Source organism: Vibrio sp. Scap24, assembly GCF_013394185.1.
GTDB classification, from domain to species: domain Bacteria; phylum Pseudomonadota; class Gammaproteobacteria; order Enterobacterales; family Vibrionaceae; genus Vibrio; species Vibrio pomeroyi.
Map to the genome: position 1 here is coordinate 2259972 of NZ_CP041332.1, position 12719 is coordinate 2272690.

Genomic DNA, 12719 nt, shown 5'->3' on the forward strand with positions numbered 1-12719 from the left:
TAATAATAGTTTGAATAGGTTACAGATACAAACAAGCCGTGCGTTCCGAAGGATTGCACGGCTTGTTGCAATTTGATTTGGGATTAAGCGAGTTTAGAACGAACTAAACCACTAACTTTACCCATATCTGCACGCCCTTGAATTTGTGGTTTCAAGATAGCCATTACTTTACCCATGTCTTGCATGCCCGCAGGTTGAGCTTCTGCAATTGCGCTATCAAGTAGTGCAATAACTTCTTCATCAGTTAGCGGTTGAGGCATAAAGCCTTCAAGTACAGCAATTTCTGCTTTTTCCACGTCAGCAAGATCTTGACGATTTGCCGATTCATATTGAGCAACAGAATCGCGACGTTGCTTAACCATTTTAACTAATACAGCAAGAATGTCGTCGTCGTTCAGAGTGATCCGTTCGTCAACTTCACGTTGCTTAATTGCTGAAAGAGCTAAGCGGATAGTGCCAAGGCGCGGTTTGTCCTTGGCTTTCATCGCTAATTTTTGCTCTTCTTTGAGTTGTTCAATAAGAGCCATAACTCAGTCCTTATGGATTAAGTTATTAGTACAGGCGAACGCGACGTGCGTTTTCGCGAGCTAGCTTCTTAGCGTGACGCTTTTGAGCTGCTGCTTTAGCGCGTTTGCGAACTGTAGTTGGCTTTTCGTAATGCTCGCGACGGCGAACTTCAGAAAGGATACCTGCTTTTTCACAAGAGCGCTTGAAACGACGTAGTGCAACGTCGAACGGTTCGTTTTCACGTACTTTAACTATTGGCATATGCCTTTCACCTCAGGGGTTATTCATTATCGCTGGCTACTCAGTACCAAATCAGAGAAGTTACCCATCGAGCTAACTCTCTATTCGCGTTTGGCCATTAACCAGCTTGATCAAAAATGGTGCGGAATTTTAATCCGATCACAGTAGCTTTGTAAAGCACTTTGTCGATTATAGTCTGTACAATATTTGTTTGAAGAGCTTAGGCAGGGTAATATTGCGCTAATTTCCCATTTTAGACGAAAGCGTGCCGAGAAAATTATGCGCATTATTGGTATTGAAACCTCTTGTGATGAAACAGGAATCGCAATTTATGATGATGAGCAGGGGCTGCTTTCTCATCAATTATATAGCCAAGTAAAACTGCACGCCGATTACGGTGGTGTGGTACCTGAGCTTGCTTCACGTGACCACGTGAAAAAGACCATTCCACTGATTAAAGCCGCTTTAGCGGAAGCTAACCTAACATCGAAAGATATTGATGGTGTGGCTTACACGGCTGGCCCAGGTTTGGTTGGCGCATTGCTTGTTGGCGCAACGATTGGCCGCAGTATTGCTTACGCTTGGGGCGTACCGGCAGTACCTGTTCACCACATGGAAGGTCACCTTCTTGCGCCAATGCTAGAAGATAATCCACCGCCGTTCCCATTTGTGGCACTGCTGGTTTCTGGCGGTCACACCATGATGGTTGAAGTGAAAGGTATTGGTGAATACAAGATCCTTGGCGAATCGATTGATGATGCGGCGGGTGAAGCCTTTGATAAAACGGCTAAGCTGATGGGCTTAGATTACCCAGGTGGCCCGTTGCTTTCTCGATTAGCAGAGAAAGGAACGCCAGGTCGCTTTAAGTTCCCTCGTCCTATGACCGATCGTCCGGGCCTAGACATGAGCTTTTCTGGTCTAAAAACATTTGCAGCGAATACGATTCGTGACAATGAAAACGATGATCAAACTCGTGCGGATATTGCTTACGCATTCCAAGAAGCGGTTTGTGGCACCTTGGTAATCAAGTGTAAGCGTGCCTTGGAACAGACGGGCATGAAACGTATAGTGATTGCTGGTGGTGTAAGTGCAAACAAACAACTGCGTGTTGAGCTTGAAGCGCTTGCTAAGAAAATTGGTGGTGAGGTTTACTACCCACGCACTGAGTTCTGTACTGATAACGGTGCAATGATCGCTTATGCGGGTATGCAACGCCTAAAAAATGGTGAGACTGCTGACCTTTCAGTTCAAGCTACACCACGTTGGCCGATTGACCAATTAGAGCCAATTGCTTAATACATCAAGATGTTTCGATAAACGGTCGCCTAGTGCGGCCGTTTTTATATCCTAGCTTACCGACTATATGTCGATAAATAATTGCTGATAGAGATTAGGGAAGAAGATGAACAAGTTCACTGTAGATAATCAATCGATGGCTTACCTAGACGAAGGTGAAGGCCCGGTTGTTGTATTGGGTCACAGCTACCTTTGGGATAGCGCAATGTGGAAGCCACAGATCGAGGCATTGAAAGCTCAGTACCGTTGTATTGTGCCTGAGCTTTGGTCTCATGGTGAATCTGAAGCGGCACCGAGTGCAATGCGTAACCTGAAAGATTACGCTCAACATGTTTTGGCACTGCTTGATCACCTAAACATCGATAAGTTTTCAGTTGTTGGTTTATCGGTTGGTGGTATGTGGGGAGCGGAGCTTGCCGAATTAGCACCCGCGCGAATTCAGTCATTGGTATTACTGGATACCTTTGTGGGTTTAGAGCCAGAAGTTGCGCACGCTAAATACTTCAACATGTTAGACATCATCACTCAAACTAAGATGGTTCCTCAACCGATTGTTGAAGCGGTGGTTCCACTGTTCTTTGCAAACGATGCTCAAACCAACACACCTGATTTGGTAGCAGGCTTTACTCAGCAGTTATCTGAACTTAAGGGTGATAAAGCAGAACAAGTGGCTCGTATCGGCCGAATGGTCTTTGGGCGTCGTGACATGATCGAATCAGTAGAGAACTTTGCACTGCCTGTGTTGATTGCGGTAGGGCAAGAAGACAAACCACGCCCAGTGCTTGAGTCATACCTAATGCACGATTGCATTACAGGGAGTGAGTTAGTGGTAATTCCTAGCGCAGGTCATATTAGTTCGCTAGAGCAGCCAGAGTTTGTGAATACGATGCTAAAAGGCTTTTTAGATAAACACCTGCTATAAGCACTCTCGACAGCTAAAACTTATCGGCTTAAATCTTTATATTCAAAAGGGTATATAAGGTTAAGCCGATTTTTTTTGTCCGAGTTTTGGTTCACTGCCATCAAGTAATCGTCGGATATTCTGATGGTGACGCAACACGATCAAACAACACAGCATGGCCACGGGCAGTGTGTATTGCGGTTTGACTAACCAAGCGTAGAAAGGTGCAAGTAGCACGGTGACCAGTGCAGCTAAAGAAGAGTAACGAAACAAAAACGCGACCACTAGCCATGTCGCCATGATCATTCCCGTTAGATCGAATCCTATTGGGGCGATAGCGCCAAGTGCAGTTGCGACACCTTTACCACCTTTAAAGTGGAAGAATATTGGGTACATATGGCCAAGACAGGCTGCAATTGCAACAACGCCTAAAATGATTGGGTCGATTTTTAGGTAGTAACCAAGCCAGACAGGGATCGTACCTTTTAGCATGTCGCAAAGCAGTACTGACGCTGCTGCACCTTTGCCGCCAACACGTAACACGTTGGTTGCTCCAGGATTATTCGAACCCACCGTTCTTGGGTCAGGGAGCCTCAAAACTCGGCATATCAAGACCGCACTAGAGATTGAACCTAGTAAGTAGGCAGCAATGATCATGATAAGTGCCAATGGGGTCATGTCTGTCCTTAAACGGTTATAAGCCTAACGATGGGAAAATAATGCTCAATCCAAGAGTAATTGATATCATATCTCGAATTACGCAAATAATACGTTTTTTTCCCCAATATGGGTATCCGACCTCTAAAAGGACAAGTCATGGCACTGGATAAAGTTTTCATTGAGCAGCTAGAAGTAATTACAACGATCGGTGTTTACGATTGGGAACAAGAGATCAAACAAAAACTGGTGCTTGATATTGAAATGGCTCATGACAACCGCCCAGCCGGTAAGAGTGATGATGTTGTTGACGCTTTGGATTACTCAACAGTGAGTACCGCTGTGCTTGACCATATTGCTAACGGTCGCTTCCTATTGGTTGAGCGAGTGGCAGAAGAAGTCGCTGAGTTAATCATGACTCAATTCTCTGTGCCTTGGATTAAGATCCGCCTAGCGAAGCCGGGTGCCGTTCCACAAGCAAAAGCTGTTGGCGTGATCATCGAACGAGGCCAAGCATGACAGTAGCCTATGTTGGTGTTGGCACGAACATAGACCGCGACAAGCATGCAAGGGTGGCATGGACAGAGCTTCAATCGTTAGGAATTAACCTTAAATGCTCTAAAATCTATCACTGTGAGCCTGTGGGTTTTAATAGCCACCCGTTTTATAACTTTGTGATAGAGCTCGACACATCACTTTCATTGACTGAATTTTCACAGCAACTTCGTAAAATTGAGTTTAAATGGGGTCGCTCTCAAGATGCACACAAACTTCAAGATCGAAAGCTCGATCTTGATATTGTGCTGTTTGGAGACGTGGTATCTGAGCGCGAACCAGAATTACCACGCAGTGATATCTATAAATATCCTTTTGTAACACAACCACTTTATGATCTCTGTCCTGCGAGAGTGATCCCGCAAGACGGACGAACCGTCAGTGAAATATGGCAGAAGATGCAGCAATTAGACTCGCTCTCTGTTGTAGATATAAAACTATAATTTTTTAAGGTAAGTAATGAGTTATTTTGAAGCGTTTATATTGGCGTTGGTGCAAGGCTTTACTGAGTTTCTACCTATTTCCAGTTCTGCACACTTAATCCTCCCTTCTGCTGTTTTAGGCTGGGAAGATCAAGGCTTGGCTTTTGATGTCGCGGTCCATGTTGGTACTTTGGCTGCCGTGGTTATCTATTTCCGCAAAGAAGTGGTGTCTCTGTTGAGTGCTTTCTTTGGTTCGGTATTTAAAGGCGACCGCAGCAAAGAAGCGAAGCTGGCGTGGATGATCATTCTCGCGACGATTCCTGCGTGTATCTTTGGTCTGCTAATGAAAGACATTGTTGAGCTTTACCTGCGTAGTGCATGGGTGATCGCGATAACCACTATCGTCTTTGGTCTGCTTTTATGGTGGGTGGACAAGAACTCAAGCCTACGTGATGACGAATACCAAGCGGGTTGGAAAAAAGCCTTGTTCATTGGTCTTGCTCAAGCAATGGCGATCATTCCGGGCACATCTCGTTCTGGCGCAACCATTACTGCAGCGCTTTACCTTGGCTTTACTCGTGAAGCGGCAGCTCGATTCTCTTTCTTGATGTCTATCCCAATCATTACTTTGGCTGGTGGTTACTTAGGTCTTAAGTTGGTGACAAGCGGTGACCCAATCCATGTTGGTACCCTGCTAACGGGTGTTGCGGTGTCTTTCATCAGTGCTTATATCTGTATTCACTTCTTCTTGAAGCTTATCTCTCGTATGGGCATGACACCATTTGTTATCTACCGCCTAATTCTAGGTTGTGGTCTGTTTGCTTTCTTAATGATGCAGTAACAGGCGCTGATGACCGTCTCGTCGTAAGATTGAAACAAAAAGCCCGCTTAATTGCGGGCTTTTTCATGCGTGTTTATCAGCGCACTAAAGATTAGTTATTCGCGAGTTCTGCGAGGGCGCTTTCAATTGCCGCAGCTCTGCGCTTCTCTTGCTCTTCTCGAATCTCTTTACCTTGAAAGCCATCGGAAATAATAGCCTTAACTTCAACTTGCAGCGCTGCTTGATAGGCCGCTTCAAAGCGAGCTTTTTGAGGATATGGTTGATCTTCTAAACCTTTACGACCAGCGTGGTCAGCTTGGCAGCATAGAAGAATGTCGTTGAGCCTGTCTGGTTTACGCCAAACATCGAACTTGTTCAAAACCTTAAGAAAAGTCGTGGGCTTAAGTTCACCCGCGCGATGAATGTTTGAGTGCTGCTCACACACTAATAGTGCGAGATCTCTGAATTCATTGGGCACTCTTACTCGTTCACAAAGCTTCTTAATGATCTTCACGCCAGTATGGCAGTGCATTTTGTGGCTTGGCCACTCGGCTTGTGGAGTCACGCCTTTGCCTAAGTCATGCACTTGAGCAGCAAAACGTACGGGCAGTGATGGGCTTAGTAATGCAGCTTGTTGAGCCACCATCAGCGTGTGAATACCTGTGTCGATTTCAGGGTGCCATTTCTCAGGTTGAGGGACACCAAATAGAGCGTCAATCTCTGGCAAAACAACCGCGAGTGCTCCGCACTCTTTCAACACAGAAAGGAATACTTCTGGGTGTGGTGTGCTGAGTGATTTGTGCCACTCTTGCCAAACACGCTCTGCCGTAAGATGTGCGAGTTCACCAGATTGAACGATTTCACTCATCATCAACATGGTTTCAGCTGCAATCGTAAAGTTGAGGTGGTGAAGCTTGGCAGCGAAACGAGCTACACGCAGCACACGAAGTGGATCTTCAACAAAGGCATCGGATACGTGTCTAAGAATACGATCTGAGAGATCTTGCTGGCCGTGATAAGGATCGTGCAGGTTGCCTTCATCATCTTGAGCGATGGCGTTGATCGTTAGATCGCGACGCATGAGATCTTCTTCTAGGCTGACATCCGGAGCGAAGTAACATTCGAAGCCTGTGTAACCAGAACCTGACTTTCTCTCAGTGCGAGCCAGTGCGTGCTCTTCCTTGGTTTTTGGATGTAGGAATACCGGGAAGTCTTTACCTACCGCAGTGAAGCCAAGGCTTTCCATCTGTTGAGGGGTACTGCCGACCACGACCCAATCTTTATCATAGCTATCAATATTGAGTAGCTTATCGCGCACCGCCCCACCGACTAGATAGCGCTGTAGCCCATTCTCTTTTGGTAGGCTATCGTATATTTGCAACTTATCACCTCGAAATGTTTTATCACTGCTGGACTTTACGGCAAGCAATGGTACTTTCCATTAATCGTAATTATAGGGCAGCACATGTATAAGGAATATTTTGGCTTCGTTGAGATGCCATTTTCGATTGTACCAAATTCTCGTTATTTGTTTTTGAGTCAACGTCATCAAGAAGCGATGCAGAACCTACAAGCCGGCTTAGGCGAGGGTGGGGGCTTTGCGATGCTTACTGGTGAGGTAGGTACCGGGAAAACAACCGTCGCCAAAGCGATGCTGTCTTCACTCGATAATCAGACTCAAGCTGGCCTTATACTCAACCCTACGTTTTCCAACACCGATTTGCTTGAAGCTATCTGTGATGAATTTGAGGTCGACTACCCTGAACAAGCATCGCTCAAGCAGCTGAGTCAGGCGATTCATCATTTCCTGCTTGATAGCCATGCAGACGGTATTCAAACCTTATTGGTCATTGATGAAGCGCAACACCTCGCAGCCGATGTGTTGGAACAGCTGCGCCTTCTAACCAATTTGGAAACCGACAGTCGCAAGCTGTTAAAAGTGCTGCTGGTTGGTCAACCCGAATTACAACAGCACCTACAGACCACGCAGCTACGTCAGCTCGCACAGCGAATTACTGGTCGCTATCACCTATTGCCTCTTAATACGGAAGAAACCGGCAAGTATATCGCGTTTCGTTTGGAAACTGCGGGTGGCGAACAGATGCTGTTTTCGAATCGCTCCATCAAGCTGATCGCCCAATACACTCATGGTATTCCACGGTTGATTAACTTGGTGTGTGATAAAGCGCTGCAATTGGCTTTTCATGACGGAGAGCAGTTACCAAGCAATGAAACCGTCAGTAGAGCCTGCCAACAGGTTATGGCTTTTCAGGCGGATGTCTATCATGTTGAGAAGCCTCGTGGCGCCGGTGTAGCGCCAAAAATGTTTCAGTATGCAGGTATTGCTGCATTAAGTGTCGGTCTTGCCATTGCGACCTTTAATTTCGCACCATCTTATATCGATTCATGGTTACCTGCTGAGACGGAAAGTGAAGCTAAAACTGAGGTGTTGGCACACGCTCAGCGTTCACTGGTAGCCGATACTCCAAAGTTGGTTGCTGAACCTAAGCCAGCTAAGTTCGCGCTGCCGCAACATATCCAACAACACTTGATGCAGGGAACCAACCGTTCTCTTGCGATTAAAGATCTCTACACACTATGGGGGTATCAATCCTCTTTGCGTGATGGCTTGTGCTTAAGTGAGCCACAGAGTGTTTTTGTGTGTGAACAGCATCATTCTGATTTAGCGTCTCTGTTAGAACTCGGCATGCCAGTGGTGCTCAATCTCGAAATCGACCAAGAACCTGTATTTGCAGTGCTCTATGGTGTGTCTGAGGATTCAGTCGAACTGCTCGTTAACGAAAAGCTACTGGCGATGCCAAAGCAATCCTTAGAACAAGTATGGCAAGGCGACTATGTCGCGATTTGGAAGCAGCCGTTAAGAGAGACCCTTAAAGAGGGTTATCAAGGTGAGGCGATTGCTATGCTTGATTTGCTGCTTTCTGAAGTCTTGGGTGAAGTGGTGTCTGGCAGTGATGTGTTTGATAACGAGTTGAAAATGAAGGTGGAAGCCTTTCAGATTTGGCAAGGGATGTCTGTCGATGGCATCGCAGGTAAGCGCACACTCGCAAGATTGCAAAGATTGGCGCAGCTTGATTCCCCGAAGTTGATGTCATTGGAAGGAGGGGCAAGCTAATGTCTCGCATTATGCATGAGCTTAAACACTCTTCTGGAAAACAGTCGTCTCTTAATCAGCACTCTCTTGGCAAGCCAAGCTTCAAAGGCTACCAGAATCATCATGTGCCTAGCTCTGCTAAAGGGATGAGCAACAAACGCGGTTCATCTTTAGCGATGGGTCTACTCCTAGTTTTGGTACCTTCTTTGCTGGTAGGTGGGGTTCTTGTCTATCAATCGTATAGCCAGCAACAGACACACTTAGCAAGCCAATCTGCTAATGCCGTGATGACAGAGTCAAAGCCTAAGCCAGAGCTTGAACTGCAAACCGTTGAAGCCGGAACAAAGAGTGAAGCAACAGCTGTCGAGCCTGCACAAGATGATGCCTTGTTTGCTGTACGTGTTGCTCCGACAAACAAAGCGTTAAAAGCCTTACCGCGCCAAGAGGTATACGCGCAGGTTGAGCTAGAAAGTAACAATATCTCGGGTGGAACAACCGTCGCGATGGCCAATACCGATAGCACACCGCAAACAACAGCGAATGTAGAACCGGTAGCAACCCAAGCAACGGTTCAATCCAGTTCGAATGATGAGAGTGCTGACCGACAAGCCGATAGTGATTTGCTGCAAGGACTGGATCTTACCGAGCTACCACCCGATCTGGCATTGAAGCTTGAATCCATCATGGGTGAACAACAAAATGATGCACCTGAACCGATGGATTCTAGACCCGCTGGAGAAATGGGGTCACAGGTCATCGAGTTAGAAACGCATACCAATAGCTTGTCTGGAGTGCTACCTAAGTTAGATCTACAGACTCACATGTACTCAAGCAGTGAAACCAAGCGTTGGGTCAAAGTGAATGGTCACGAAGTGGCGCAAGGGGATTGGATTGACCAAGACATTCAGCTACTTGAGATTAAACCGCAATCGGTGGTTATTGAGTTCAATCAGCAGAAGATAGAAATCCCAGCGCTGTATGAGTGGAAAGGTTAGTGACGTTGCTATTGGCATGGTAGCTGAGTAGAAATTCAAGACAAATAAAAAGGAGCACCTCGGTGCTCCTTTTTGATATTCGCTACTGGATTTACCTTAGTGAAAGGCAAGTAAAGCGGTTAGCTTACGCCCAGCCGTTTGGTGACTTTCTGCGACGAGGCATGATGTGTGGTAGAACAAGGCCTAGAAGTAGACCAATACCTGCAACACCACCACCGTACATGAAGTACTTCAGTAGTAGGTCATCTTTCTGCGTGTCTAGCTTAGCGCGCAGTTCACGGTTTTCTGTTTGAGAGCTTGTTAGCTGTTGGCTAATTTCGCTGTAGTTCTGTTCAAGCTCAGCAATTTGCTTGTTACGAGAATCTAGAGAGCTCGCTAGGCCAGCTTTTTCACTGTCAGCACTTTGACGAGCGTTTGCTAGCTTGCCTTTTACTTCAGTCAGCTCTTTCTCTAGTTTAGGCATGCGCAGTGCCATGCTTTCTTGAGTGCTTACAAACTTACTTTCAACCCAGCCTTTACGGCCGCGGTTGTCTTGAATTTGGGTGTAACCCGTGCTCTTGTTAGTTTGTAGGTATGTAATCTTCTCACCAGCGTCAACACTACCGATGATACGGAAGGTATTGTTTGGGCCAGAATGCATATAAGTAAATAGTTTGTCAGCAATATAACGGTCTTGTGCAAAGGCAGCTGGAGCCGCAAGCATTGCGAACAAAACTAAGCTAATCAGTTTTTTCACAGTAAATCCCTTAACGATTCAAATTGGGTAGGCGGATGAGTCAGCCTCAATTAGCAAATAATATTTAGTTTCTTTATGCGGTGCAACAAAGAAGGGAGGCAAAGCCTCCCTTTCTGTGCGTTTGAGTCAATAATGACATGGCATTTACATATCGTTACTGAAGCTCACACTATTCTGACGCTAGTTATCACTAACGCAGTCGCGATTACATAGTAAACGCAGCTTGAATTCCGTAGAAGAACACAACAGCAAGTAGAGCACCTGCAGGTAGTGTCACAATCCAAGAAGCTACGATATTACGTACAACGCCTAAGTTCAGTGCTGCGATACCACGAGCAAAACCAACACCCAATACCGCACCAACAAGTGTTTGTGTAGTAGAGATTGGAAGGCCAGTACCTGAAGCTAGTACAACCGTACATGCAGTTGCAAGTTGTGCAGCAAAGCCACGGCTTGGTGTTAATTCTGTAATACCAGTACCAACGGTTGCCATTACTTTATGACCCATTGTAGCAAGACCAACAACGATACCGAAGCCACCTAGAGGAAGAATCCACCATGCGATAGTACTCTTACCTGTGATTTCACCCATGTGCTCAACCGTTGATACAACAGCTGATAGTGGACCAATCGCGTTTGCAACGTCGTTTGAACCGTGTGCGAAAGCCATCGCACAAGCTGTGATAACCATTAGTACAGAGAAGATGCCTTCTACGCCAGCAAAGCCGTGGTCTTCTTCGCGGTTAGCGAATTTCTTCTGGATGTATAGGTAACCGCCGATCATAACAAGAGCAGAAACGCCTGCAGCCCAAACCCATGCTTCAGTGTTGCTTAGGTGAAGACCTACGTGCTTAAGACCTTTCTTGATAGTTACAAGTGCAATGACCATTGTAGTAATGAACATGTATACCGGTACAAAACGCTTCGCATTGAATAGCGGGTTTTCCGTATCAAAGATCAGTCGCTGCGCACTCACAAATATCACGTAAGCGAAGAAGCCGGAAATAACAGGTGTGATAATCCAACTGCCCACAATGCCTTGAACACTGTTCCAGTCAACCGCTTCTGTACCTACAGAGATACAAGCAAAACCGATGATTGCACCGATGATTGAGTGAGTAGTAGAAACAGGCCAGCCCATGTATGAAGCTAGAAGTAGCCATGTACCTGCAGCTAGAAGTGCAGACATCATACCGAACACAAGTACATCTGGTTGATGAGCGAATAGAGATGTTTCGATAACACCTTTACGGATCGTATCGGTAACTTCGCCACCGGCAAGATATGCGCCAGCGAATTCAAAGATCATTGCGATAATGATCGCTTGTTTAACGGTTAGAGCTTTAGAGCCTACTGAGGTGCCCATTGCGTTCGCAACGTCATTTGCACCAATACCAATAGCCATCAAGAAACCGAAAGCTGCTGCAACAATAATCAGGACAGTGCCGTAGTTAGCAAGGATATCCATCGTAATACCTAGTTGTTTGATAACAAGCGGAGCAAATTTAGACGCAAAAAACCGCTCAGCGAGAGAAATACTCAGCGCATAAGTGGTTTGTTCAAAAAGTGCTCTTCGTTATATGGTTAACGTATGATTTAAGATCGAGAAAGCATTACTTCAAGACGAGCGCCTACACGCTGTGCTTGATCTGCAATACCACCAACCCATTCAAGAATTTTGTATAAGAACATGATATCAACTGGATTCAGACCGTCTTCGATCGCCATCAATTGTTGGCGTAGTTCGATCTGCATCGCATCCGTGTCATCTTCAATTACATCTAATTGATGAATCATTTCAGCAACGAGTGTTACTTCACGGCCTTTAAAGCCAGTTTCAAGTAATTCGTCTAGTTCATTGATTACGTTTTGTGCTTGGTTCGCTGCATCTAGACAACGTTTAACGTAAGCGATGAAGTTTTCTTGTAGAGGAGCAGGAATGACAAGTTGACGACCATATACACGGCCAGCAATGTCTTTCGCTAGGTTTGCTAGTTTGTCTTGCTGTGTTAATAGCTCCAACATATCGGTGCGATCAACTGGCATAAACAAACCACGAGGAAGTTTAAGGCGAATTTCACGTTTTAGTACGTCAGCTTCTTTCTCAAGGTGAGAAATTTGAGCTCGAATTTCAGCTGCTTTTTCCCAGTCACCCTTTGAAGAAACTTCAAAGAAATTAACTAGGTGAGAACAACATTCGTTCACGCATACTACGTGACGCTGCAAAGGTTTAATTGGGGACTTTGCAAATAACCCCATAATTGTATTTACTGGCATGGTCATCCAACCTAATAAATAATAACCTTAAAACAACATACACCATATTCATGGTGAAATGTTAAGCGATGGCTACAAAGTCGCGCATGTTAACCTAATCAATCTCTCATTAAAACTGTTTTAGATCATCATAAGGGCGATATTTCTGACTTGCCGAGTTTTTAAATTGGCAATATCCTGTCCCTATCTTCACAGAAA

General features: G+C 45.6%; 14 protein-coding genes. 7 read left to right on the top strand and 7 right to left on the bottom strand.

Going from position 1 to position 12719, the window contains the following annotated elements; translation table 11 throughout:
- Positions 1-83: 83 nt before the first annotated feature.
- Both FLM53_RS10050 and rpsU read right to left on the bottom strand, forming a co-directional pair.
- Entirely contained in the window at positions 84-527 is a 444-nt protein-coding gene (locus FLM53_RS10050; RefSeq protein WP_123326438.1) for a GatB/YqeY domain-containing protein, read from the bottom strand.
- Between the two features lie 25 nt (positions 528-552).
- A complete protein-coding gene (gene rpsU / locus FLM53_RS10055) occupies positions 553-768 on the bottom strand; it encodes a 30S ribosomal protein S21 (RefSeq protein ID WP_004396009.1) in 216 nt (71 codons plus the stop codon).
- A gap of 258 nt (positions 769-1026) precedes the next feature.
- Between rpsU and tsaD the strand changes: the two genes are divergently transcribed.
- Together tsaD and FLM53_RS10065 are read left to right on the top strand one after the other, a co-directional pair.
- On the top strand, positions 1027-2043 hold the full coding sequence (gene tsaD / locus FLM53_RS10060; protein WP_123284137.1) for a tRNA (adenosine(37)-N6)-threonylcarbamoyltransferase complex transferase subunit TsaD: 1017 nt from the start codon (positions 1027-1029) through the stop codon (positions 2041-2043).
- 106 nt (positions 2044-2149) lie between these two features.
- Positions 2150-2965, top strand: a complete 816-nt coding sequence (locus tag FLM53_RS10065; protein ID WP_176680877.1) for an alpha/beta fold hydrolase — start codon at positions 2150-2152, stop codon at positions 2963-2965.
- A 60-nt stretch (positions 2966-3025) separates the two neighbouring features.
- On the opposite strand, the gene plsY is transcribed toward FLM53_RS10065, so the two are convergent.
- Complete coding sequence (plsY, locus tag FLM53_RS10070) at positions 3026-3622, bottom strand: glycerol-3-phosphate 1-O-acyltransferase PlsY (RefSeq protein ID WP_017629384.1); 597 nt, start codon at positions 3620-3622, stop codon at positions 3026-3028.
- A gap of 138 nt (positions 3623-3760) precedes the next feature.
- Here plsY and folB point away from each other — a divergent pair, with 138 nt between their 5' ends.
- The 3 genes from folB to FLM53_RS10085 are packed head-to-tail and all read left to right on the top strand — an operon-like array spanning position 3761 to position 5419.
- A complete protein-coding gene (folB, locus tag FLM53_RS10075) occupies positions 3761-4120 on the top strand; it encodes a dihydroneopterin aldolase (RefSeq protein ID WP_004735969.1) in 360 nt (119 codons plus the stop codon).
- Positions 4117-4599: a 2-amino-4-hydroxy-6-hydroxymethyldihydropteridine diphosphokinase gene (gene folK / locus FLM53_RS10080; protein WP_123287345.1), complete on the top strand. Its 483-nt coding sequence runs from the start codon at positions 4117-4119 to the stop codon at positions 4597-4599. The genes folB and folK overlap by 4 nt, the downstream gene beginning before the upstream one ends.
- 16 nt (positions 4600-4615) lie before the next feature.
- Positions 4616-5419: an undecaprenyl-diphosphate phosphatase gene (locus FLM53_RS10085; RefSeq protein WP_176680878.1), complete on the top strand. Its 804-nt coding sequence runs from the start codon at positions 4616-4618 to the stop codon at positions 5417-5419.
- 91 nt (positions 5420-5510) lie between these two features.
- Here FLM53_RS10085 and FLM53_RS10090 read toward each other — a convergent pair whose 3' ends face one another.
- A complete protein-coding gene (locus FLM53_RS10090; RefSeq protein WP_176680879.1) occupies positions 5511-6827 on the bottom strand; it encodes a multifunctional CCA addition/repair protein in 1317 nt (438 codons plus the stop codon).
- A gap of 36 nt (positions 6828-6863) precedes the next feature.
- Here FLM53_RS10090 and FLM53_RS10095 point away from each other — a divergent pair, with 36 nt between their 5' ends.
- Both FLM53_RS10095 and FLM53_RS10100 read left to right on the top strand, forming a co-directional pair.
- Positions 6864-8534 carry an ExeA family protein gene (locus tag FLM53_RS10095; RefSeq protein WP_176680880.1) on the top strand — a complete coding sequence of 557 codons (1671 nt, stop codon included), beginning with the start codon at positions 6864-6866 and terminating at the stop codon, positions 8532-8534.
- A complete protein-coding gene (locus tag FLM53_RS10100; protein WP_176680881.1) occupies positions 8534-9508 on the top strand; it encodes a general secretion pathway protein GspB in 975 nt (324 codons plus the stop codon). Before FLM53_RS10095 ends, FLM53_RS10100 begins: the two co-directional genes overlap by 1 nt.
- 124 nt (positions 9509-9632) lie before the next feature.
- Here FLM53_RS10100 and FLM53_RS10105 read toward each other — a convergent pair whose 3' ends face one another.
- The 3 genes from FLM53_RS10105 to FLM53_RS10115 all read right to left on the bottom strand — a co-directional run bounded on the left by FLM53_RS10105 (position 9633) and on the right by FLM53_RS10115 (position 12521).
- Positions 9633-10244, bottom strand: a complete 612-nt coding sequence (locus tag FLM53_RS10105) for a TIGR04211 family SH3 domain-containing protein (protein ID WP_017629377.1) — start codon at positions 10242-10244, stop codon at positions 9633-9635.
- A 205-nt stretch (positions 10245-10449) separates the two neighbouring features.
- Positions 10450-11712 carry an inorganic phosphate transporter gene (locus FLM53_RS10110; RefSeq protein WP_176680882.1) on the bottom strand — a complete coding sequence of 421 codons (1263 nt, stop codon included), beginning with the start codon at positions 11710-11712 and terminating at the stop codon, positions 10450-10452.
- Between the two features lie 128 nt (positions 11713-11840).
- Positions 11841-12521, bottom strand: coding sequence for a TIGR00153 family protein (locus FLM53_RS10115; protein WP_017629376.1), 681 nt, complete (start codon positions 12519-12521; stop codon positions 11841-11843).
- Positions 12522-12719: the final 198 nt, after the last annotated feature.